This is a genomic window from Actinomycetes bacterium, from assembly GCA_022396035.1.
Classification (GTDB): Bacteria; Actinomycetota; Humimicrobiia; order Humimicrobiales; family Humimicrobiaceae; genus Halolacustris.
Genome location: JAIOXO010000016.1, coordinates 16,522 through 38,933, shown reverse-complemented (window position 1 = coordinate 38,933; position 22,412 = coordinate 16,522). Strand labels below are relative to the sequence as shown.

The 22,412-nt window shown below is 44.1% G+C and carries 22 protein-coding genes; 10 read left to right on the top strand and 12 right to left on the bottom strand.

Translation table 11 applies throughout. The features are described 5' to 3' along the window. The 3 genes from K9H14_06160 to K9H14_06150 form a co-directional block, all read left to right on the top strand. The coding region (locus tag K9H14_06160) for a DUF5752 family protein (protein MCG9479779.1) at positions 1-510 on the top strand (510 nt) is incomplete at its 5' end. Continuing rightward, positions 507-1,730 carry a glycosyltransferase gene (locus tag K9H14_06155; GenBank protein ID MCG9479778.1) on the top strand — a complete coding sequence of 408 codons (1,224 nt, stop codon included), beginning with the start codon at positions 507-509 and terminating at the stop codon, positions 1,728-1,730. The genes K9H14_06160 and K9H14_06155, both read left to right, overlap by 4 nt. A 15-nt stretch (positions 1,731-1,745) precedes the next feature. After that, positions 1,746-2,528 carry an acyl-CoA dehydratase activase gene (locus tag K9H14_06150; GenBank protein ID MCG9479777.1) on the top strand — a complete coding sequence of 261 codons (783 nt, stop codon included), beginning with the start codon at positions 1,746-1,748 and terminating at the stop codon, positions 2,526-2,528. Here the strand turns inward: K9H14_06150 and K9H14_06145 are convergent. From K9H14_06145 to K9H14_06120, 6 genes are all read right to left on the bottom strand, one after another. Next, a complete protein-coding gene (locus tag K9H14_06145; protein MCG9479776.1) occupies positions 2,493-5,099 on the bottom strand; it encodes a CBS domain-containing protein in 2,607 nt (868 codons plus the stop codon). The two genes, K9H14_06150 and K9H14_06145, sit on opposite strands and share 36 nt — an antisense overlap. A 25-nt stretch (positions 5,100-5,124) precedes the next feature. Then, the gene (locus K9H14_06140; protein MCG9479775.1) at positions 5,125-5,637 is read right to left on the bottom strand and encodes a nitroreductase family protein; all 513 of its coding nucleotides are present in this window, start codon (positions 5,635-5,637) and stop codon (positions 5,125-5,127) included. A gap of 163 nt (positions 5,638-5,800) precedes the next feature. Continuing rightward, the gene (locus K9H14_06135) at positions 5,801-7,027 is read right to left on the bottom strand and encodes an NAD-dependent malic enzyme (protein MCG9479774.1); all 1,227 of its coding nucleotides are present in this window, start codon (positions 7,025-7,027) and stop codon (positions 5,801-5,803) included. 64 nt (positions 7,028-7,091) lie between these two features. Further along, positions 7,092-7,955, bottom strand: coding sequence for an aminotransferase class IV (locus tag K9H14_06130; protein ID MCG9479773.1), 864 nt, complete (start codon positions 7,953-7,955; stop codon positions 7,092-7,094). Continuing rightward, entirely contained in the window at positions 7,952-9,451 is a 1,500-nt protein-coding gene (gene pabB / locus K9H14_06125; GenBank protein MCG9479772.1) for an aminodeoxychorismate synthase component I, read from the bottom strand. Before pabB ends, K9H14_06130 begins: the two co-directional genes overlap by 4 nt. Next, the gene (locus tag K9H14_06120) at positions 9,448-10,026 is read right to left on the bottom strand and encodes an aminodeoxychorismate/anthranilate synthase component II (GenBank protein ID MCG9479771.1); all 579 of its coding nucleotides are present in this window, start codon (positions 10,024-10,026) and stop codon (positions 9,448-9,450) included. The genes pabB and K9H14_06120 overlap by 4 nt, the downstream gene beginning before the upstream one ends. Before the next feature lie 77 nt (positions 10,027-10,103). On the opposite strand from K9H14_06120, the gene K9H14_06115 reads away from it, so the two are divergent. The 7 genes from K9H14_06115 to K9H14_06085 all read left to right on the top strand — a co-directional run bounded on the left by K9H14_06115 (position 10,104) and on the right by K9H14_06085 (position 16,505). Beyond that, positions 10,104-11,027, top strand: a complete 924-nt coding sequence (locus K9H14_06115) for an ABC transporter ATP-binding protein (GenBank protein ID MCG9479770.1) — start codon at positions 10,104-10,106, stop codon at positions 11,025-11,027. Continuing rightward, positions 11,020-11,805 carry an ABC transporter permease subunit gene (locus tag K9H14_06110; GenBank protein ID MCG9479769.1) on the top strand — a complete coding sequence of 262 codons (786 nt, stop codon included), beginning with the start codon at positions 11,020-11,022 and terminating at the stop codon, positions 11,803-11,805. Before K9H14_06115 ends, K9H14_06110 begins: the two co-directional genes overlap by 8 nt. A 92-nt stretch (positions 11,806-11,897) precedes the next feature. Then, positions 11,898-12,800, top strand: a complete 903-nt coding sequence (locus tag K9H14_06105; protein ID MCG9479768.1) for a glycine/betaine ABC transporter substrate-binding protein — start codon at positions 11,898-11,900, stop codon at positions 12,798-12,800. A 7-nt stretch (positions 12,801-12,807) separates the two neighbouring features. Then, the gene (locus tag K9H14_06100) at positions 12,808-14,139 is read left to right on the top strand and encodes an NAD(P)/FAD-dependent oxidoreductase (protein MCG9479767.1); all 1,332 of its coding nucleotides are present in this window, start codon (positions 12,808-12,810) and stop codon (positions 14,137-14,139) included. Between the two features lies 1 nt (position 14,140). Beyond that, positions 14,141-15,256 carry a betaine/proline/choline family ABC transporter ATP-binding protein gene (locus K9H14_06095; protein ID MCG9479766.1) on the top strand — a complete coding sequence of 372 codons (1,116 nt, stop codon included), beginning with the start codon at positions 14,141-14,143 and terminating at the stop codon, positions 15,254-15,256. Beyond that, on the top strand, positions 15,257-15,898 hold the full coding sequence (locus K9H14_06090) for an ABC transporter permease (protein MCG9479765.1): 642 nt from the start codon (positions 15,257-15,259) through the stop codon (positions 15,896-15,898). Beyond that, positions 15,885-16,505 (top strand): ABC transporter permease, encoded by a 621-nt coding sequence (locus tag K9H14_06085; GenBank protein ID MCG9479764.1) that lies wholly within the window; start codon positions 15,885-15,887, stop codon positions 16,503-16,505. Before K9H14_06090 ends, K9H14_06085 begins: the two co-directional genes overlap by 14 nt. A gap of 8 nt (positions 16,506-16,513) precedes the next feature. Here the strand turns inward: K9H14_06085 and K9H14_06080 are convergent, their stop codons facing one another. The 6 genes from K9H14_06080 to nifV all read right to left on the bottom strand — a co-directional run bounded on the left by K9H14_06080 (position 16,514) and on the right by nifV (position 22,313). Continuing rightward, a complete protein-coding gene (locus K9H14_06080; GenBank protein MCG9479763.1) occupies positions 16,514-16,930 on the bottom strand; it encodes a secondary thiamine-phosphate synthase enzyme YjbQ in 417 nt (138 codons plus the stop codon). A gap of 132 nt (positions 16,931-17,062) precedes the next feature. Further along, positions 17,063-18,151, bottom strand: a complete 1,089-nt coding sequence (locus K9H14_06075) for an isocitrate/isopropylmalate dehydrogenase family protein (protein ID MCG9479762.1) — start codon at positions 18,149-18,151, stop codon at positions 17,063-17,065. Further along, the gene (locus K9H14_06070; GenBank protein ID MCG9479761.1) at positions 18,148-18,654 is read right to left on the bottom strand and encodes a 3-isopropylmalate dehydratase small subunit; all 507 of its coding nucleotides are present in this window, start codon (positions 18,652-18,654) and stop codon (positions 18,148-18,150) included. Before K9H14_06070 ends, K9H14_06075 begins: the two co-directional genes overlap by 4 nt. Continuing rightward, positions 18,654-19,910, bottom strand: a complete 1,257-nt coding sequence (locus K9H14_06065) for a 3-isopropylmalate dehydratase large subunit (GenBank protein MCG9479760.1) — start codon at positions 19,908-19,910, stop codon at positions 18,654-18,656. Before K9H14_06065 ends, K9H14_06070 begins: the two co-directional genes overlap by 1 nt. Before the next feature lie 12 nt (positions 19,911-19,922). Next, on the bottom strand, positions 19,923-21,101 hold the full coding sequence (locus K9H14_06060; GenBank protein ID MCG9479759.1) for a homocitrate synthase family protein: 1,179 nt from the start codon (positions 21,099-21,101) through the stop codon (positions 19,923-19,925). Positions 21,102-21,104: 3 nt separating this feature from the next. Beyond that, positions 21,105-22,313, bottom strand: a complete 1,209-nt coding sequence (nifV, locus tag K9H14_06055; GenBank protein ID MCG9479758.1) for a homocitrate synthase — start codon at positions 22,311-22,313, stop codon at positions 21,105-21,107. Positions 22,314-22,412: the final 99 nt, after the last annotated feature.

Below are 22,412 nucleotides of genomic sequence, written 5' to 3'. Positions count from 1 at the left end.
CAGTCCCATATAAAGTATGCCTATACCTTTAGAGATTATCCCAATGACTTTGCTAACTGGACCGCAGAAGCCCTAGAAGACATTGCTTTAGCTGAAAAGCTGGCCAGCTTTGACCCTTACGACTTTCCCAGCGTAACCGAGGCCAAAGAGGTGCTTACCGCCATCATAGAAGAGCACCTGTGGGATCTGCCCACCGTGCCCTGGGTAAGGCCCGGGTTTGAATTCTACTTTAGCTACTCCTCTACCATAGTGCTGGCTACCGCTACCGAGGTAGAGACCATAGACCAGTTTAAGGCCGCTTTAAACCAGATACCCGACTCCAGCCTCTACTACCATTTCTATGAGGCTAGAAAAAGGCATAAGGCCAAAAAAAGCGATGACTTTTCAGTATGGATAGAATCCAACTTTAACCTTCCTCGGCTGGTGGAAGCCATAAGGGAGATAGACTTCTACTTTTTTAGCCTGGCCGAGATAAGACATAAACTGCAAAACCTATTGGAGAACCTATGAGCAAACTTGCCGCCTACCAGCAAATAGTAGGAAAAGATGAAATAGACCAGCTCTACCGCCTGGCTTCCCTGTCTAAGGGTAAAAAAGTGCTGATGGTAAACTCCACCAAAGACGGTGGAGGGGTAGCAGAGATACTGCACCAGCTGGTGCCCCTGCTGTGCGAGCTGGGCATAGACTGCCAGTGGACCACTATCGAAGGCGATGCGGCCTTCTTTGAGATAACCAAGTCCATGCACAATGCCATGCAGGGAAAAAAGATAAACTTTAGCCCTGACGCCCTGGACTACTATCTGAAGATAAACCAGCAGAACGCAGAACGGCTTGACCTTCAAGCAGACATAGTGGTAATACATGATCCCCAGCCTTTGGCCCTGGTAAGCTATGCTAAAAAGGGCGGGGCCAAATGGGTATGGAGATGCCATATAGACACCTCCAAGCCGGAGCTGTCTCTGTGGAAGTTTTTTAAATCACATCTACTGGGCTATGATGCCAGCATATACTCTATAGCTAAGTTTTCCCGGCTGCTTCCCCACCCCCAGTACCTTATACCCCCTTCCATAGATCCCTTATCAGATAAGAACCGCCACCTGAGCCCGGAACAGATAAAAAAGGTACTGTCCAGATATAAGCTGAATACAGATAAGCCCATGCTGCTTCAGGTATCCCGGTTTGATAAATTTAAGGATCCGGTAGGGGTAATTAAAGCCTACCGCCTGGTAAAAAAGGAGCTGGACCTGCAGCTGGTATTAGCCGGCGGCACCGCTTCAGATGACCCCGAAGGAGCCATGGTGTTCGAGGAGGTAAAGAGGGCAGCAGGAGATGATCCTGATATACATGTGCTGCTGCTGGATCCCGGCTCCCATATCGAGATTAATGCCCTGCAGAGAGCCGCAGACGTAATCATACAAAAGTCCACCCGTGAAGGCTTTGGGCTGGTGGTTACAGAAGCCATGTATAAGGGTAAACCGGTAGTAGGGGGAGCTGTAGGAGGCATCACCATCCAGATACAGAACCACCATACCGGGTTTTTGGTACACTCTCCGGAAGGGGCAGCCTACCGGGTACGCTACCTTATTAACCGGGCCCGGGTAAGGCAGCAGATGGGAAAGGCAGCCAGGGACTATGTGGGTAGCAACTTTTTAATTACCCGGCACCTGAGGGATTATCTGGCCCTGTTTTATGTGCTCTATAATATGAACCAGAGTATTATTTATGTATAGGATAAGGAGAAGCCCGTGATTACCTGTGGCATCGATATAGGATCTGTATCTACAGAAGCAGTAATACTGCAAAATAATGAAAAAGACACCAGTATACTGGGTTATGCCATAATCCCTACCGGCTCCAACAGTAAAATAGCTGCCCGGAAGGTACTGCAGCTGGCCAGCGACCAGGCCGGTGTCTCCGGGGACAATATAGACAAGACAGTAGCAACCGGATATGGAAGAATAAATGTGGAATTTGCCGATAAGAATATTACAGAAATTAGCTGTCATGCCCGGGGTGCTCTTTATTACTACCCCAATACCAGACTGGTTATAGATATCGGCGGACAGGACAGCAAGGTTATAAGGCTGGATGATAATGCCAACCCCTTTGATTTCTTAATGAATGACAAATGTGCTGCGGGCACCGGTAGATTCCTGGAAGTAATGGCTCAAGCCCTGGAAATAGACATAACTCACTTCGGTGAAATATTTTTAAATACCAAGCAAAAAGTGGACATAACTTCTACCTGCACCGTATTTGCTGAATCTGAAATCGTTTCTCTTATCGGCCGCGGCGAGGAAAAAAACAAAATAATAAAGGGGCTGGTATATTCCATTGCCCACAGGATAAATACCATGATTGACCGGGTTGGTTTCTCCCAGCCGGTATGTATGACCGGTGGAGTGGCCAAGAATATGGGAGTAGTTAAGGCTTTGGAAGAAACGCTTGAAACCAGCATAGATATACCTGAAGATCCTCAGATAGTGGGCGCCCTAGGCGCTGCCCTTATGGCCCTGGATATCAAATAGTTTTTCGGCATACTTTATTTCATCTTCTCTGCCGGTTATAAATCCATCCAGTTTCAGGTCAAAAAGCTCATCCAGCACTGTCTTATACTTTGGTGAGGGTTCATATCCCATTTCTTTTAATGTCCGGCCATCAATCTCCAATTTCACATTTCTTAGCCGAGTAAGATATTTTAATACATTTTCTCTATAACCCCCGCCCCACGAACAGCATATTATAAGCAGCTCGGGACTAAAATTTTTGGCGGTACTGTAAAGCAATGAATTTTTGTCTATGGGCTCTGCCAGCAAATCCCTTGCTTTTTCCAGGTTAGAGACTGTGTCAACTATTATATGGATATCCCTGTTTTTAACTTTCATACCCAGACACCATTTCTTTATGCTGTGCACTGGTTGATTCTGCAGCAGCATTATAAATAGAAGCCTCCATGTTTTCACTTTGTTGTCTATAAATGGGCTTAGCTTTTCTGCCCATGTCAGGACCCCCTTCACTCTACTGCTGAAGGATTGGTCAATTTCTATATTCAAGCCAATCTTGGCCAGAGCCCCCAGCTGATACAACCGGTTTATGGGCTTATAAGGATTTTTTTCCCGTAAAATTGCAATAAGCTCATCCCTGATCCTTACTCCGGTAAGCCTGGATACCATATTCATATCAACAGTAGTCCTTATAAGCTTTTCCGTCTGGGAATCTATTTTAAAGCCCAGCCTCTGCTCAAATCTTACCGCTCTGAATATCCGGGTAGGGTCTTCTATAAAACTCATCTTGTGCAGTACTTTTATTTTCTTCTGCCCCAGATCCTTTCTTCCCCCAAAAAAATCTAAAAGGCTGCCAAAATCTTTTTTATCCAGACTGATAGCCATGGCATTAATAGTAAAATCCCTCCTGCCCAAATCCTGCCTTATGCTCCCCGTTTCTACGCTGGGAAGGGCTGCCGGGCTGGCATAGTATTCTACCCGGGCAGTAGCAATATCTATGTGCAGCTCGGGGTCTACCACTAAAACCGCAGTTTTAAATTTCTGGTAGCTCTCCACCTTCCAGCCTATCTTTTTCTTAAGCTGGTTAGCCAGTCTTATGCCGTCTCCCTCTACTACAATATCTATATCCAGGTTGGGTATATCTAACAATATATCCCTAACTATTCCTCCTACCAGATAGGGTCTGTAGCCTAATTTGTGGCTCTCTGCAGAGATAATATTTAATATGTTCTGTATTTTGGGAGGGAAATGGCTGCTCAACCTGTTTTTGGAATCTTCAAATATTTTAAGCTTTTGGTCAAAGCCTCTTCCGTGTAGATGTCTCAGTATATCCTTCCGGGTTATTATGCCTATCATCCTGCCATTCTCTATTATGGGTACCCTGCCGATTCCATTGTCTATCATCAGGGTCTGGATATGATCAATAGAATCCCGGGGTCCGGCAGTAATAACCGTATGGGAACGGAAACCTTTTACCGGAGCATGAGAAAGATCATGGTTTATGGCTTTATCTATATCTTTTCTGGTTATAATTCCCACTAATTTACTGTCCTTGTTTACTATAGGGATTCCTGAATGGCCATATTTCCTTAACAATCGGTCAACCTGGGAAATGGTTTCGTCCTCATCAACATACCTTACCGGATAGGACATAATATCCCTGGCCCTGGCCGGGGTTTTAATCTGTCTGCTTAAAGCAGCTACTATTCTATCCTGTACCTCTTCAAACTGTTCAGCCTCCAGTACCGCAGAAGCTGCCTGGGGATGACCTCCTCCACCCAGGTCACCCAGCACATCCGATACATCCACGCTCCTGTCATAGCTTCTGCCCACTATGTACACTTTCCCCTTCATCTGGCACCAGCTTATAACTGTATTTATGTCCTCAATCTGGGATAGTTTCCTGGTAAGCACCGACAGCCCTTCCACATAGTCCATGGTCCGGGCACTGGAAAGAAGCACTTCCTTTTCATTTATAGTTATCTTCTGTGCATTATCAATCAGCACCTCCAGGAGCTGGTGCTGGTCTTCAGTAAGGGATATATTGTGGAATTTATTCAGCACATATAAATTAGCCCCCTTGGCCAACAGGTAAGCCGCTGCCTCCAGGTCCTTATAGGTAGTGCTGGGATAGGTAAAAGAGCCAGTATCCTCATATATTCCCAGAGCAAAAAGAGTAGCTTCTAAAGGAGTTATGGGTATATTTTTCTTCTTCAGTATTCGTATCAGCAAAGTGGTGGCAGACCCGATATCCTCAGAGTAGTCAACATCGCCCCTAACATCCTGGTCAGTCTGTTGATGGTGGTCATAAATTATAATGTGGATATTCTTATTGGAAAGGGTACCGGCGGCTTTGCCCAGCCTGGCTGCTATCCTGGTATCTACCATAATAATCCTGGTTACCCTGCTTATATTTATTTCCGATACCTCTTGCATGGTAACCAGTTCATCTTCATGCAGGGCCATAAACTTTCTGACATTCTGGTTTATGGAAGTAGGTAAAATTACTTTTGCTTCAGGGTAAATCTTTTTTGCTGCCACCAGAGCGGCAAAGGCATCAAAATCAGAGCTAATGTGTGTAACAATTATATCCATATCCTGCCCTTAGTCCGGCAGCACATTATTCCACATATCGGTCAAAACATACTATCTCTGAAAGCGGCTTTCTGCCCCTTCCCCCTGCTTCTTTGGCCGGGTATCCCAGTGGGGTTAATGCTACTACCCTAATGTTTTCCGGGATTCCCAAAAGGTCTTTTACCAGCTTTTCCTTAAAAGCACCAATCCAGCAGGTACCCAAACCTTTTTCAGTGGCTGCCAGCATTAAATGGTCCAGACCTATAGCAATATCAATGGCGAAACTACTCATATAGCCACCCATTACCCCATAGGCTTCTTTTTCGTTGGCACAGGCAACAATAATTACTGGTGCATTGGCTATAAAAGTCTGGTTGTTGCAGGCTATTGCCAAATCATTTTTTTTCTTCTCGTCCCTTACTACTACAAGTTTCCAGGGTTGAATATTTTTAGCAGAAGGAGCCTTCCTGAAAGCTTGAAGAACATATTGAAGCTTCTCTTCTTCTAGGGGCTTCGGTTCATAGCTCCTTATGCTCTTCCTTGCTTCTATAATATCCATGATACTGGTAAATGATTTCACGGTTATCCCTCCTTACGCTATATAATAACATATATATTAAGCTCATCGCCAACCACCGGAATTAAAATATCTTTGCACCTTTTTTTAGTTTGTTAGACCGATAAGTAAATAGTTTACTTTAGGTTAACTGCCGTAATTCCTTCTATCTTATCTGGGTTAGCAAATCTTTGGCTTTTTGTTCTATCCACTCCAAATCAGTGTCCTCCGGGGCAAATCCCGTATCTACCGCTGCCTTGGCTACACTAACTGCCACCGCTGGTAAAACCCGGGGATCAAACGGCTTGGGAATTATATAGTCAGTATTTAATTCTTCACCTATTATACCGGCCAGGGCCCTGGCAGCAGCAACCTTCATCTCCATATTTATTTCCCTGGCTCTGGCATCCAGAGCGCCCCTGAATATTCCGGGGAAAGCCAGCACATTGTTTACCTGATTGGGATAATCGCTTCTGCCGGTAGCAATAATCTCTACCCCGCATTCTTTAGCCAGAGAGGGTGAAATCTCGGGTTCAGGGTTGGCCATGGCAAATATTACCGGTTTATCAGCCATGCTCTTAACCATGTCAGCAGTTAAAATATCTGCTACCGACACTCCTATAAATACATCTGCGCCCTCAACCGCATCGGCCAGGCTGCCAGTCTGGTTGTCCGGATTGGTAAGCTCGGCTATTTTGGCCTTGGCTGGATTCAGGTCATCCCTGGAGGGAGCCATTATTCCCCGCGAATCACATACCTTAACCTGGGTTGCCCCCAGATAATCCAACAGGTAAACTATGGAAGTGCCTGCTGCCCCTGCCCCGCTTACGGCAATTTTACATTCTGCAAGTTCTTTTTTGTAAATCTTTAAGGAATTAAACAAACCGGCTAAAGTAACTATAGCTGTTCCGTGCTGGTCATCATGAAAGGTCAGCATACCGGTTTCAGCCTTCAGCCTGTCTTCTATCTCAAAGCATCTGGGAGCCGAAATATCTTCCAGGTTTATTCCTGAAAAAGAGGGCTCCAGCAGCTTGACTGTATTTACTATGGTATCCACATCCTGACTTTCAATACAGATAGGAAAAGCCGATACTCCTCCGAAGTTTCTAAACAACACACATTTTCCCTCCATTACCGGAAGGGATGCCCTGGCCCCAATGTTTCCCAGGCCCAAGACTGCCGAACCGTCACTTACTACTGCAATCATATTAGCCCTGGCGGTATAGGTATTAAGCAGGGACGGATCCTTGGCAATCTCCCTGCAGGGCTGGGCTACTCCCGGGGAATAAGCAAGAGAGAGGTCGTGTTCGTCTTTAGTGGTTACCTTGCTTATTACATCTATCTTACCTTTATATTTCTTATGCATTTCTAATGCTTCTTCATAAATATCCATTATGTTCCTTTCAATTTCATTTTAGATAATGATAATACAGTTGCCGTAAAAAACCAAAACATAATTAGGAAGACACCATATTTCGGTATAAAGCCATAAGTTGCCTGGTTAACGGCCCTGTCCTGGCATTGGACACCGGACTGGATTCAATAAAGGTAACCGGCATAACTTCCATAAGTGAATTGGTTACAAATACCTCATCAGAACGCATAAGCTCAAAAAAATCAAATTTCTTCTCCCTTGCAGGCATATTGTTTTGCCGGCAAATATCTAAGACTATTTCCCTGGTAATTCCAGGAAGCAGATTATAGGTAAGCGGCGGGGTATAAATTCTTTTACCTTTTACAATAAATATATTACTGGTGGCTCCTTCCAGAACCATTCGGTCCCTGGTTAAAAAGATAGCTTCCAGGGCATCTTTTTTCTCGGCTTCATTTTTAGCATATGTGCTTTCAAAATAGTTGAGCAGCTTGTGCCGGTAGGCAGGATTGCTAAATGACGGTCTTACTATGGAAGACCTTATAATCCTGGCTCCCTGCCGGTATAAGTCCTGCGGATAGGGTTTCAATTCTTTGGCTATTATTATTATATTGGGACTAGTAGTCTGGCTGAAAGATATTTTTCCTTTATGCATCCCCCTGGTAACTATAACCTTTACATAGCCCTGCCCTGACTGCAGGCCGTTTTTATTGATTGAAGCCCCGATTAAGTCGGTTAATTTCCCGGGATTAAAACTGATATTGTAATCCAGAGCATGGAGTGAGGAAAACAGGCGCTTGATATGCCTTTCTATGCCAAATACCCGGCCGTTATAGGTGCGCATAGTCTCAAACAGGCCGTCGCCAAAGAGAAAGCCCCTGTCTTCTACCGGCAGGCAGGCCTGGCGGCTGGAATAAAATTTGCCGTTTACCATAATACTGTAACTCATAGATCCTTCTTTCTCAGGTTTTCTGACTCAAAAAAATTAAATGAATTTTCAATAGCCTTCCCCTTATCCAGAGTTTCTAAGTATTCGCTTTCTGGATCCGAATCGGCTACAATTCCACCACCTACATTAAAGTAGTAACAATTATTTTTTACTATAAGTGTCCTTATGGCAATATTTAAATCCATAGTGCCGTCAATTGAAATATAGCCAATACTCCCGGTATATACTCCCCGGGTACAGGGCTCCAGCTGGTCAATTATCTGCATGGCCCTGATTTTAGGGGCTCCGGTTATAGAACCTCCGGGGAAGGCTGCCTTTATTATATCGGCTACAGTTACTTTATTCTTCATTTTGCCGGTTACTGTGGATACTGAATGTATGACCCTGGCATACATTTCAATTACTGCGTGGCCGCTAACCTTAACGCTTCCATAATCGCAAAATTTTCCCAGATCATTTCTTTCCAGGTCCACAATCATATTAAGCTCTGCCCTGTCTTTTATGCTGTGCTTTAATTGCCTGCTGTATTTATAATCCTGTAAAATATTATGCCCTCTGGGCCTGGTGCCTTTTATGGGCCTGGTCTGTATGGAATCCTGACTGCAGAAAATAAAGCGCTCAGGAGAAGAGCTGGCCACACAAAAATCATCCCCCTTTATAAAGGCGGAAAAGGGAGCCGCATTGACCTCCCTTAAGATATAATAAAAATCTTCAGGCTCAATGGGCGCATCACAGGTAAACCTCTGGCTCAAATTAACCTGGTATATATCTCCGGCGGTTATATATTCCTTAGCCTGCCTGACTGCTTCCATATACTCTTTTTTGCTAAAGTTGGATTGAAGTTCAATATTGCCATAATCTTTCTCTCTATACCGGGCCAGTATACTGGACCCGACATCTTTGCTGCCCTGGCCCAAACCCTCAATAAAGCCGGCTTCTCTCTCCATTGCTGAACATATTTTTGGCCAATGCCGTTTCTGGAAATTTTTTATACAGTACCATCTCTTCTTCCTGTGGCTATAGGCAGCAAGATGCCTGAACTGTACCAGGTATATCAGAGGCATACAGTAATGGTCAGCTGCAGACTGGGGAAGCTTTTCAATATAGTTTTTAAGGTCATAGGAAAAATAACCCATAAATCCTCCCTTAAAGGAGGGTAGGCTGAAAGTCCAGGGAATTTTTCTTATTTTATTTTTCCTGCTCAGGTAAAAATTCTTGCTTTCCTTATCTATATACCGAGCAAGGAAAGAATCAAGAAACCTGAGAGGGTGCTGGTAGGCAGTATAACCGGGTTCAGACTTGCTGCAAACCCTGTTCTTTAAACCATAACTGGTAAAAGTGATAACCGGGTCCCAGCCCAGGTATGAATATCGGGAATATCTGGAGGGCAGGCTGCTGTCTAAAAATATTAACGGGCCGGTATCTTTTACCCGGTAAAATAAATCCTGGGGTTTTAACCTCAGATCAAGTTCTTTAAATACAGTGGCATAACTCATAATTCTAAGAAGTTTTTTAAAATCTTCATTCCCCGGCCGGTAAGAAAAGACTCGGGGTGAAACTGTATTCCCTCTAAAGGATATTGTTTGTGCCTTATGCCCATTACTATCCCTTCCTGGGTACGGGCAGATACGGCCAGGGGTCCTACTATGGTATCAGGCTGAAGCACCAGAGAATGGTACCTGGCTGCCGGAAAAGGGTTATCAATATGGTTAAAAACAGTCAAGCCGTCATGATATATAAGGCTGGTTTTGCCGTGAACCACTATTCCTGAATTTATTACCCGGGCCCCAAAAACTTCTCCTATGCACTGGTGGCCCAGACAGACCCCCAGTATGGGTAGGGCCTGATAAAATTTTTCTATGACCTGTTTGCTGATTCCCCCGTCTGCCGGCCTTCCCGGGCCTGGTGATATAACTATCCTGGCAGGAGCCAGACTTTCAATCTGTTTTAGAGTAATTTTATCATTTCTGGCTACCTTGATGTTCTGGCCCAGGGTACCCAGGTACTGCACCAGGTTATAGGTAAAGGAATCATAGTTATCTATCATAAGTATATCTATTTTTTCAGCCATGCCTTTGTTCTTTACTAATGGTTTAATATTAATTATTATACATATTTGACAGAATCAATAACAGTTATATTTCAATAATGATAATAGCAGAAAATCTTACTAAAAAATTTAATGGCTTTCTGGCAGTAGACAACATTTCCTTTGAAGTAAAGGAAAGTGAGATATTTGGCTTTCTGGGACCCAATGGGGCCGGAAAGACCACCACCATAAGAATGCTCTCCACTCTTCTGGGTCCAACCAGCGGAAATATAACCGTAGATGGCCGTGACATCAAGAAAGACAGTAGCTATATAAGGTCCATTATAGGCATACTCACCGAGGCTCCGGGGATGTATGAGAAAATATCAGCTTATGAAAACCTGAATTATTTTGCTTCCTTTTATAACCTTCCTGCCGGCAGCAGAGAAGCCAATATCAAAAAGCTGTTAGAAATGTTTGGTCTCTGGTCCCGAAAAGATGAGCTGGTAGCCACTTTTTCCAAAGGCATGAAACAAAAGCTGGCTCTAGCCCGGGCCCTGGTCCACCAGCCCAGGATACTTTTTTTAGATGAGCCCACTTCAGGGCTGGATCCGGAAAGCGCCCACATGGTAAGGGATTTCATATATTCGCTTAAAAAAGAAAATACTACTGTATTCCTGTGTACCCATAATCTCAATGAAGCGGCCAGCCTCTCGGACAGGGTATGTATAATAAATAAAGAAATTATCAAACTATCCTCCCTTTCCGAGCTGCAAAATTACCGGGATATCAGTGATGTGGAAATAAGGCTGGTTCAGCCTCCCCGGAATTTTAAAAACCTGGTGGAGGAAGTAACCGGGGTTAAGCAGGTAAGCATAAAAGATAATAGGTTGATGGTGGGTTTGGTTGAGCCGGAAAAGACAAACCCCCGGATAATTAAAACCCTGACCGACAATGGAGCGGATATAATTTATATCAATGAAATAAAGGAAAGCCTGGAAGAAATATACCTTACCCTTATAAGACAAGAGAGAAATGAATAACGCCCTTAAAATTTTTAGAAAAGAAATTAAAGAAATCCTTAAGAACAGGAGTATCTGGGCTCCCACCCTTATTGTTAGCCTGATTTTTTCAGTATTTTTACCCCTGGCGCTGATGTTGTTTGTAGACTTTGCCAATGACCCCGAGATAGCTGATTTTGCAACTAAAATATTTGGAACCCAGGCTGATATATCTGTAGCCATGATAAATTTTATGGTCAAACAATTTACTGTATTCCTGTTGTTGATACCGGCCATGGTACCCAGCCTCATTGCTCCGGCATCAGTAATTCTGGAAAAAGATTCCCGGACCCTGGAACCACTGCTAGCTACCCCCATTAAAACCAGCGAGCTTCTTCTGGGCAAAACACTTACCAGCATGATACCTTCTTTTGCCATTTCAGCCATAAATTTTGTGGTACTGAGCATAAATATAAATATACTGGCTTACATCAAAGCGGGCATAGTGCCCCTGCCCAATCTGGAATGGACAGTGGCTGTACTTATATTAAGCCCCACCATATCCTTTATAATAACCATAGTCAGTATAATATTTTCTTCCAGGGCTACCGATATCAGGTCGGCCCAGGGTATCGGCAGCACCATAATATTTCCCATCTATCTGATAATAGGCCTGCAGATTGCGGGGTTATTCTTAATTAACTACCTTTATCTGCTGCTTGGCTGCCTGGTATTGCTGCTTGCCTGCCCCCTTCTGCTCAGGCTGGCCATAAAAGTATTTGACCGGGAGCACATCTTAACCAGATGGAAGTATAAATAAGGCTAAAAAAAAATTTATTGAGTCCTTTCAGGGTTAATGTTAAGGTAAAATCTAATAAAATATTAAATAAATATATGAAACGGAAGGACTACATGGCAAAAAAGCAAACCCGGTTAATATTTTTATCTACTTCTTTAATTCTTACCCTTATTTTAATATTTCTGGTTGTATCCTGCTCCGGCCAGAAGGTGTCCATAGGCTCCAAGCCATTTAATGAACAATACATACTGGCCCATATGATTGCCCTGCTGGTAGAAGACCAGGGAATTGAAACTGAAGTTCAGGAAGGACTGGGCGGGACTTCAATCAATTACGAAGCCTTAAAGCAGGATCAGATAGATGCATATGTTGAATATACGGGAACAGCATACAGTGTAATACTGAATCTTCCCCAGAAGGAGACTTGGGATCCGCAAGTAGTATACCAGGAGTCCGAGCAGGGCATGATTGAAAACGACGGTATACATATTGCTGCTAATATTGGATTTCAGGACAATTACGGAATTGCTGTCCCCCGGGACTGGGCCCAGGATAACAATATAGAAACCATAAGTGAACTGGAAGCCTATTCGCAGGATATGGCTATTGGTACCGATCCGGAATTTGCTACCCGCCCTGACGGGCTGCCGCAGCTGGAAAAAGTATACGGTATAACCTTTGGAGAAACTGCCCAGATGGAACCCACCCTTATGTATGAAGCCATAAGGAATGGGGATGTAGATGCCATATCCGGCTACACTACCGATACCAGAATAGACAGGTTCGGACTTATGTTTTTAATAGACGATAAGAATGCACTTATTCCCTATGATGCTATAGTCCTGGTAAAAGAAGAAACCCTTAATCAGCCGGAGGTTATGGAAGCAATAGAAAAGCTGGAAGGCAGAATTGATACTGATACCATGAGACAGCTTAACTACCAGTATGATGTAGACCAGAGGGAAGCCAGAGATATAGCCAGGGATTTCCTGCTGGAGCAGGGGTTAATTAAATAAGGAGAAAATGATGAATGAAGTATTCGACCTGGCAGTAATTGGCAGCGGAGTAGCCGGATCCGCAGTAGCATTTAAGTGCAAAAAAAGGGGTTTAAAAGTAGCCATAATAGAAAAGGATGCCTTTGGAGGCACCTGTCCTAACCGGGGCTGTGACCCAAAAAAAATATTATGGGGAGCCTCGCAGATTGCAGCCTCAGCCAAAAATATAAGCCATGTTTTTGATGGGCAGATTAAGCTTGACTGGCCACAGCTAATCAAATTTAAAAAGACTTTTACCGATCCTGTTTCCGGCAAAAGAAAAAAATCGCTGGAACAGTCGGGCATTGAGGTAATTGAAGGCCAGGCCCAATTTACCGGTCCCCACACCATTCAGGTGGGGTCCCGCATGATTAAAGCAAAAAAAATAGTAATTGCTTCCGGGTCCAAACCCAGGCCAATGGGCCTGGAAGGAGCCAGCCATATTATAACCAGTGACCAGTTTCTGGAATATGAATCTCTGCCTCCCTCCATTCTGTTCATAGGAGGAGGCTATATATCCTTTGAGTTTGCACATATTGCCGTCAATTCAGGTGTGGATATAACCATACTGCATATAGATGACCGGCCCTTGTCCATGTTTGACAAAGACCTGGTAGACCGGGTGCTTAAGATAAGCCGGGAAGCAGGCATTAATTTTATACCCAATGCCCCGGCCAGAGCCATAAAAAAGCAGGGAAACAAGATAATAGTATCCACCGATAACCAGTCTTTTGAATGCGATCTGGCCATACATGGTGCTGGAAGGGTGGCCGACATAGACAGCCTTAACCTTGAAGCGGCAAATGTTGAATATGGCCAGGGCATAAAAGTCAACTCCTACATGCAAAGTATATCTAATGACCACATATACGCAGCAGGCGATTGTGTAGAGTCCAGCCCTCCCCTTACTCCGGTAGCTTCCATGGAAGCAGGAACAGTTGTTGAAAACATAATTGAGGGCAACCGCCATGCTATGGATTATTCAGTAATACCCTCAGTTGTCTTTACCATACCCCCGCTGGGGTCAGTAGGCCTGGGAGAAGAACAGGCTAAAAAAGAAGGCCTGGAATTTGATGTAGCATTCAAGGATGCCTCAAACTGGTACAATAACCGCAGACTGGGTATAAAGCATGCTGCATTCAAAGTTTTAAAAGAAAAGCAGACCGGAAGGCTGCTTGGGGTGCATCTGCTGTACCCCCATGCTGAAGACCTGATGGATATCTTTTCGCTAATCCTTAGAAACAATCTGAATACTCAACAGATTAAGGATACGGTACTTACCTACCCCAGCAACACCAGTGATATTAAATATATGATTTAATATGGAAGAAAAAATATTCGGAAAAATCGAGTCTATATCCATGCAGGGGCTAACCAAAAGTTACGGCTCTACTGTGGCCCTTAAAGACTTCAACCTGGAAATAGAAGGCGGCGAGCTGATTATATTAATTGGACCCAGCGGCTCGGGAAAAACTACTGCTCTCAAAACCATAAACAGGCTGATAGAACCTGACCGGGGCTCAGTAATCATTAATGGCCACAATATCCTTAACTACAACCCGGTAGAGCTGAGGCGGAATATTGGCTATGTAATACAACAGATAGGATTATTTCCCCATTTAAATATCAAAGATAATATCGGTCTTATTCCCAAAATAGAAAAGTGGGATAAATCAAAAATTGACGCCCGGGTAAAAGAACTGCTCAGCCTGGTTGACCTGCCCCTGAATTTTGCTGAAAGATTTCCCCACCAGTTAAGCGGCGGACAGCAGCAGAGAATTGGCCTGGCCCGTTCCATGGTTAAAGATCCCCATCTTTTGCTTATGGATGAACCCTTTGGCGCCCTGGACCCCATACTTCGCAAGCAGCTGCAGATAGAATTTTTAAACCTGAAACAGAAGCTGGGAAGAACCATTGTTTTTGTTACCCATGATATTGAAGAAGCCTTCAAGCTGGGAGACCGCATTGCCATAATGGATAAAGCCAGCCTTATACAGGTAGGCAGACCCAACCAACTTATCCTGGAGCCAAAGAACCAGTTTGTCTCCGATCTGGTAAGCTCGCATAAAAAATTCTTGCATATGGATAACTTGATAGTCAAAGATATGATGGTTCCCCTGGACAAAAAATATATATTTGATTCCGGTCTCTCTACCCGGCAGGTTGCCGAAGATATGAGAAAACAGGGAATAGAACTGGCGGTAATAGTAAGGGACGGAAAACTTGAGGGTATAGCTAATTTAAACAAGATTTGCAACCTGCAGAATAAAACCTTAAAACAGGTGGCAGAGAAGGTAATAAGTTTTGATGCCCAAAAAAACCTGTCGGAAGCCGTGGCTGAGCTTAAAGATAAAAATATTACTCTGGCAGTAGTAGCCGAAGGCACTCAGCCATTAGGTATACTGACCACAGACAAACTTCTTCTGGAGCTGGTATAGATGATAGCCCAGATTACACAACTATGGGAGACCCATAAGCTTGGCCTAAGGACCATGGAGCATTTGGGCATGTTTGCCATAGCCATAGGCCTGTCCATAGCCATAGGGGTTATGATAGGCATACTTATCTACAGCAATAAAAAGGTATCCAATACTGTATTTAATGCCTTAAACATTATTCAGATAATACCCACCCTGGCTTTGCTTATACTGCTTCTCCCCCTGCTGGGTTTAGGAAAACTGCCTACCATAGCCGCCTGCGTACTGTATTCAATACTTCCTATTGCCCGGAATACCTATGCCGGATTGGCCAATATAGACCAGGATTATATTGAAACCGGAAAAGCTATTGGGTTAAATAAAAAAGATATACTGTTCCGCATTAGAATACCGCTGGCCCTGCCCCTTATAGCCGGGGGGATAAGAATAGCCATAGTGTTTACCATTGGCGTAATTACCCTGGGTGGTCTTATTGCCGCTGGAGGCCTGGGTGCCCCTCTTCAAACCGGAATCCATCTATATGACAAGCCGCTGATACTTCTTACCGGAATATGGGTTGGCCTTCTGGCACTGGCCTTAGACGGTATAGGGGCGCTGGCAGAAAAACTACTGAAGAAGAGGTACAGTTATGGAAATGCTTAGCAAGGTCTTATCCCTAACCTCGGAGCACTTGTTGCTGGCTTACGGCTCACTGGCAGTAAGCATAATAGCAGGCATCCCTCTGGCTGTTGCCTCCCTGTACAACCGGAAACTTGCTGGGGTTATTATGACTCTGGCCAATCTGGTTGAAGCTATCCCCAGTTTTGCGGTGGTAGCTTTGGTGGTGCCCCTTATGGGTATCGGCTTTAAGCCGGCAATAGTAGCCATACTGTTTCGGGCCCTGCTGCCCATAATTAAGAATACCTACATCGGGTTAAAAAGTGTGGACAGTTTTTACATTGATGCCGGAAAAGGTATAGGGCTTACCAGGTTCCAGATACTTAAAACCATAAGGTTTCCCCATGCTTACGCTCCCATGTTTGCCGGCATTAAATTTGCAGCCATACTTACCAATGGAATCGCTGTTTTAACCGCAATTATTGGCAGCGGAGGCCTGGGAAAACTGATTTTTGAAGGCCTGGCCAGCTTTAATCTGAGAAAGATATTTTACGGTATAATACCGGTAATGGTTATTGCCGTGGCCACGGAACTTCTGTTAACTTTTACCGAAAAAAAAGTGACCCCTTCTGTATTGAGAAAACAGGCTTAAATTTATGTTTACTCCCCTATTATTTTAACCAGGACCCTTTTCTTTCTTTTACCGTCAAATTCACCATAAAAAATCTGTTCCCAGGGACCAAAATCCAGGCGCCCTTCAGTTATTGCCACTACCACTTCCCTGCCCATGATGGTTCTTTTCAGATGGGCATCAGCATTATCCTCAAACCCGTTATGCCTGTACTGGCTATGAGGTTTCTCCGGAGCCAGTTTTTCCAGCCATACTTCAAAATCATGGTGCAGGCCTGATTCATCATCATTAATAAAAATACTGGAGGTTATATGCATGGCATTGCACAAAAGCAGCCCCTCTTTTATTCCGCTTTCTTCCAGGCAGTCCTGTATCTGGGGGGTAATATTAATTAGCTGCCTTCTGGTATTGGTATTAAAAAATAGTTCTTTTCTGTAGCTTTTCATCCTGTTCCTCCTCATGTTTTAACCAGTTTTTTACAGGATACTTTAGAATATCCCTTAAGCTGGAACCATTAACCTTGCTGTAATATAAATAGAAACCCGGTATTTCCAGGCTTCTATTTATATTTCCATAATTTATTTTAGTTTCTTGATTTTTTCCACTATGGCGTCCGCATATTCACTGGTGCCTACTGCGCTGGGATCATTGCGGTCAGCTTTAAAATCATAGGTAACATATTTTCCTTCTGCTATATTGGCCGCTATGGCTGAATCCAGCAGCTGCGCATATTCAGGCTCACCTATATGCTTAAGCATAAGCACTCCCGAGAGCATCATGGCAGTAGGGTTTACCTTGTTTTGTCCTTTGTATTTGGGCGCGCTGCCGTGGGTGGGCTCAAATAAAGCTATCTCGTCTCCAATATTGCCACCGGGAGCAACCCCCAGGCCGCCAACCAGCCCGGCAGCCAGGTCGGAGAGTATGTCCCCGTAAAGATTGGGCAGCACCAGTACATCGTATAACTCCGGCTTCTGTACCAGCTGCATGCACATATTATCTACTATCCTGTCCTCGGATTCGATATCCGGATACTGGGAAGCAACCTTTCTGAATACATCCAGGTACAGGCCGTCTGTATATTTCATTATATTGGCCTTGTGTACACCGGTTACTTTTTTACGGTTATTCTTCTGGGCATATTCAAAAGCAAACCTCACTATATTTTCGGTGCCGGTAACCGAAATTGGTTTTATGGAGATTCCGCTATCCGGTCTTATCTGAACCTCTTTTTCCTTTTTGATAAATTCCAGTAGCCTTAGAGTCTCATCTTTTCCCTTTTCAAATTCAATGCCAGCATACAGGTCTTCAGTATTTTCCCTTATAATAACCAGGTCAATATCCTGGTAACGGCTTCTTACTCCCCGGTAGCTTTTACAGGGCCTGACACAGGCATAAAGATTAAACAGCTTACGCATAGCTACATTAACACTTCTAAAACCGGTACCTACTGGAGTGGTTATAGGACCCTTTATGCCAACCTTGTTAGCATTCAGGGAGTCAATTACTTTTTGCGGTAATACAGTGCCTTCGCTTTCGTATACTTCTGCGCCTGCATAAACTTCATCCCACTGTATATCCACCCCGGTGGCTTCTATAACCTTTACCGTGGCTTCCGTAATCTCGGGACCGATACCATCTCCAGGTATCAGTGTTATCTTGTGTTTCATAAGTTGAACCCCTTATTTTTTTTAATATGTTCGGTTAGACCGCCATCAGACAGTATCTTTATCATAACCGGGGGAAGCGGATTAAATTTGATTTGTGTCCCCTTGTCCAGGTTATGTATAAACCCTTCCGACAGGTCTATTTTTAAATTATCTCCCTCTTCTATCTGGTCTGTATCACAGATCAATGCAGGAAGACCCACATTGATACAGTTTCTGAAAAAGATCCTGGCAAAAGATTTGGCCAGTACTGCTCCTATCCCTGCCAGTTTTATTATCGCGGGTGCATGTTCCCGGCTGGAGCCCAGCCCGAAATTTCTGCCCCCCACTACGAAATCCCCCGGCCTTACCTTTTGGGCAAATTGGGGATCAGCATCTTCCAGGACATGTTTGGCTAATTCAGGCAGATTAGACCTCAAATGAAAATATCTTCCCGGAGCTATAAGGTCCGTAGATATATCATCGCCAAATTTAAAGCTCTTGCCTTCAAGTGCTTGATTTTTCATTACACTAGCACCTCCCTGGGATCCGCAATATAGCCTTTTACCGCACTCCAGGCTGCAGTAGCCGGAGAGCCCAGATAAATGAAGGAATTGGGATTACCCATTCTGCCCACAAAATTTCTGTTCTGGGTGGAAAGACATACTTCTCCATCCCCCAGTATTCCTTCATGGACCCCTACACATGGACCGCATCCGGGAGCCATAATCGCTGCTCCGCTTTCAGTTAAATCCTTTATTATTCCTTTATCCATAGCTTCCAGATAAACCTTCCTGGAAGCAGGAACCACTATAAGTCTTACCCCTGGAGCAACTTTCCGGCCCTTAAGTATGCTGGCGGCCAGGGCCAAATCGCTTAACCGGCCGTTGGTACAGGTTCCTATAAACACCTGGTCTACCTTGATTTTGCCTAATTCGTCTATCGAAGAGACATTATCCACGGTATGGGGCTTGGAAATCATGGGCTTTATTGCCGAATAGTCAATATCTATAACCTCTTGATAGGCGGCGCCTTCATCAGGGTAAACATTTGTAAAACAGTCTCCCCTGTCCATACTTTCCAAATATTTTTTGGTGATATCGTCAGAAGCAAAAAGGCCGGTCTTGGCTCCTGCTTCCACTGCCATATTGGATATGGTAAACCGGTCATCCATGGTCATATGCTCTACGGCTGAACCCCCAAACTCCAGGGCCTTGTAAGTTGCGCCATCAGAAGTAATCTTGCCTATAATAAAAATTATTAAATCCTTGGCAAACACTCCTTTGCCCGGGGTTCCTTCTATATTTACCCTTATGGTATGGGGCACCATCAGCCAGGTCTTGGCCAGGGCGAACCCCACCGCAATATCGGTGGATCCCATACCGGTAGCAAAAGCACCCAGGGCTCCCGAGGTACAGGTATGAGAATCAGCACCTATAACTATATGGTTGGGGCATACATATTTTTCTACCAGTATCTGGTGGCATACGCCTTCCCCCACATCGCTGACCTGGGCCCCTGTTTTTTCTGCAAACTGCCTCAGTACCATATGTGAGTTAGAGAGTTCTTTGCGGGGGCTGGGGGCAGCATGGTCTATAAACAATATGGAAGATTGGGGTTGTTTAACCCGGTCAAAACCCATCTTTTCTATCTGGCTTACCGCCAGCGGCCCGGTCCCATCCTGGGCCATAACCACATCCACATCCACCACTGCTATGTCCCCGGCGCTTACTTCCGATTCAGCATGGGCTGAAATAATTTTTTCCGCTATTGTTTTTTTCAACATAATTCCTTTCTACTCGCTGGTAAGTGAATCTACTTCCTCGGTTTCTTCTTTTTTCTTAATATAGTCTTTATATATATACATAAGCTCCTTATCAAATAAGGGCCTTTTTAAATCCACAGCCATTTCCCTGGCCAGAGTCAGTAAGTCATTGGCTTCCTTATCGGTAAGATCTATTCCAAATTCCTTAAACTTATGCAGTATGGTATGTGAGCCCGAGTGTTTACCCACTACCAGCTGTCTGGTAAGCCCTACCTCACTGGGCTTGAAAACTTCATAGTTCTTAGGGTTTTTTATAACTCCGTCTGCGTGAATTCCTGATTCATGGGCAAAAACATTGGTACCCACGATAGCCTTCCATACCGGAATAGCCCTGGCTGAGGCTTTGGCTACATACTCTGCAATTTCCCTGAATCTAATGGTAGCAATGCCCAGTTCCACATTTTCCAGATACTTTAAGGCCATAACTATTTCTTCTAAAGCTGCATTGCCGGTGCCTTCGCCAAGGCCGCCTACAGAAACCACTATACTGGTAGCACCGGCCCTGATTGCGGCCATCCCGTTGGCAGTAGCCATACCAAAGTCATTATGGTTGTATACCTCCAGGGGAAAATTTACGGAATTGGCTATACTGTTAATATTAAGGAAAGTCCTGAAGGGATCATACCTGCTTACTGTATCACAGATCCTGAACCGGTAGGCTCCTCTTTTTTTGGCAATATGCAAAATCTTTAACAGAAACTCCAGATCACTTCTGGAAGCATCTTCTGCACTTACAATAAAATTCAAATCATTCTTCTTTGCTACCCTGATTACCTCTTTAAGCCGGTTTACAGTCCAGGTTTTATTCTGCTTGTACTTCTTCTTAATATGGATATCAGACGTAGATATATTCAGTATCACATTTTTTATCCCGGTTTCTGCCGCCTTCTCCACATGTTCGGGGTAAGGCTCGCAATAAGCAAACACCTTTGCACTCAGGTCAAGGTCTACAATAGATTTTATAATATCTCTTTCCAGAGAACCAAGGCCGGGAGTGCCGACTTCTATCTCCGGTATCCCTATCTCGTCCAGCATCTTGGCAATCCTTAATTTTTCATGTTTGGAGAAAACCACACCTGCTGTCTGTTCTCCATTCCTGAGGGTGGTATCAATTATATTTACCTGTCTTTTATCTTTTTTCATTACCATATCTTACTTCCCTCCCTTTTTATGGGATTTATTTTTCTTATCCATAAAGGATTTGTAGGCCTCGACTATCTCACTGTCTAACAGAGACCTCTTTAAGGCTACTGCCCTTTCCCTTAATATTTCCACCAGTTCCCTGGCCTGGGATTCATTTATCTGGTAACCCATAGACTGAAGCTTGGCAGTAAGGGAAATTATCCCCGAATATTTGCCAATAATTATTTTTCTTTCCAGCCCTACGTCTTCGGCAGAAAACAGCTCAAAGGTGCGGGGGTCAGTTAGCACAGCAGCTGCCTTGTTTTCTCCCTCATATAAGAACAGGTTTCCACCTACTATGGGCTTCCAGGTAGGCAGTACCCGGTTGGATGCATTGGCTACATACTCAGACAGTGACCTGAGCAAGGTTGTGTTGAAACCCAGGTCCACGCTTTCAATATGCTTTAAGGCCATTATCAGTTCTTCAAAGGCAGCATTTCCAGCCCTTTCCCCCAAACCGTTTATAGTGGTATTAACATAGGTGGCTCCCGCCTTTATGCCGGCAATAGCATTGGCTATAGCCATGCCGAAATCATTATGGGTATGCATCTCTACCTCTATCCCTATAATGTCTATGATATTTTTAACCCTCATAAAAGTATCGAAGGGGTCCAGTATCCCTAGAGTATCGCAGTACCTTAGCCGGTCAGCTCCGGCATCCCGGGCAGTCCGGGCAAACTGAAGCAGAAACTCCATATCCGAACGGGAAGCGTCTTCCGCATTTACTGAAACATACAGGTTGTGTTCCTTGGCATAATCCACGCTCTTTTTTACACTTTCCAATACCCATTCCCTGCTTTTCATTAATTTATGCTCTATATGGATATCAGATGAAGATATGGATATGGCCACCGCATCAACACCACATTCAATGGAAGCATCAATATCGGATCTTACTGCCCTGTTCCATCCCAGAACGCTGCAGTTTAACCCCAGAGCAGCAATTCTTCTAATAGCTTCCTTTTCGTCGCCACCCATGGCCGGAATACCTGTTTCCAGCTGGTGAACCCCAATTTTATCCAGCATCTTGGCAATATGTATCTTTTCTTCATTGGCAAACACCACCCCGGCGGTCTGTTCCCCGTCTCTTAAGGTGGTATCATCAATCTTTATTTTGCCTGGATCAATCTTGTTTCCGGCTTTTTGAGAAAATTCGGTTAAAAGATCTATTCCCCTCATATTAATCGCCTCTCAATCTAAATTTTTTAAAAAAAGTAAAAAATAACAAATTTTTTTAATTTTACAGCTTAAAATGAATAATTTTTTACTAAACCCAGT

Bases quoted from the DNA above. Each gene is read 5' to 3' on its own strand.
- K9H14_06155 (MCG9479778.1), top strand. From the start codon at position 507: ATGAGCAAACTTGCCGCCTACCAGCAAATAGTAGGAAAAGATGAAATA.
- K9H14_06145 (MCG9479776.1), bottom strand. From the start codon at position 5,099: ATGGATATAATTGTTACACACATTAGCTCTGATTTTGATGCCTTTGCC.
- K9H14_06140 (MCG9479775.1), bottom strand. From the start codon at position 5,637: ATGGATATTATAGAAGCAAGGAAGAGCATAAGGAGCTATGAACCGAAG.
- K9H14_06135 (MCG9479774.1), bottom strand. From the start codon at position 7,027: ATGGATATTTATGAAGAAGCATTAGAAATGCATAAGAAATATAAAGGT.
- K9H14_06130 (MCG9479773.1), bottom strand. From the start codon at position 7,955: ATGAGTTACAGTATTATGGTAAACGGCAAATTTTATTCCAGCCGCCAG.
- pabB (MCG9479772.1), bottom strand. From the start codon at position 9,451: ATGAGTTATGCCACTGTATTTAAAGAACTTGATCTGAGGTTAAAACCC.
- K9H14_06120 (MCG9479771.1), bottom strand. From the start codon at position 10,026: ATGGCTGAAAAAATAGATATACTTATGATAGATAACTATGATTCCTTT.
- K9H14_06115 (MCG9479770.1), top strand. From the start codon at position 10,104: ATGATAATAGCAGAAAATCTTACTAAAAAATTTAATGGCTTTCTGGCA.
- K9H14_06110 (MCG9479769.1), top strand. From the start codon at position 11,020: ATGAATAACGCCCTTAAAATTTTTAGAAAAGAAATTAAAGAAATCCTT.
- K9H14_06105 (MCG9479768.1), top strand. From the start codon at position 11,898: ATGGCAAAAAAGCAAACCCGGTTAATATTTTTATCTACTTCTTTAATT.
- K9H14_06100 (MCG9479767.1), top strand. From the start codon at position 12,808: ATGATGAATGAAGTATTCGACCTGGCAGTAATTGGCAGCGGAGTAGCC.
- K9H14_06095 (MCG9479766.1), top strand. From the start codon at position 14,141: ATGGAAGAAAAAATATTCGGAAAAATCGAGTCTATATCCATGCAGGGG.
- K9H14_06090 (MCG9479765.1), top strand. From the start codon at position 15,257: ATGATAGCCCAGATTACACAACTATGGGAGACCCATAAGCTTGGCCTA.
- K9H14_06085 (MCG9479764.1), top strand. From the start codon at position 15,885: ATGGAAATGCTTAGCAAGGTCTTATCCCTAACCTCGGAGCACTTGTTG.
- K9H14_06080 (MCG9479763.1), bottom strand. From the start codon at position 16,930: ATGAAAAGCTACAGAAAAGAACTATTTTTTAATACCAATACCAGAAGG.
- K9H14_06075 (MCG9479762.1), bottom strand. From the start codon at position 18,151: ATGAAACACAAGATAACACTGATACCTGGAGATGGTATCGGTCCCGAG.
- K9H14_06070 (MCG9479761.1), bottom strand. From the start codon at position 18,654: ATGAAAAATCAAGCACTTGAAGGCAAGAGCTTTAAATTTGGCGATGAT.
- K9H14_06060 (MCG9479759.1), bottom strand. From the start codon at position 21,101: ATGGTAATGAAAAAAGATAAAAGACAGGTAAATATAATTGATACCACC.
- nifV (MCG9479758.1), bottom strand. From the start codon at position 22,313: ATGAGGGGAATAGATCTTTTAACCGAATTTTCTCAAAAAGCCGGAAAC.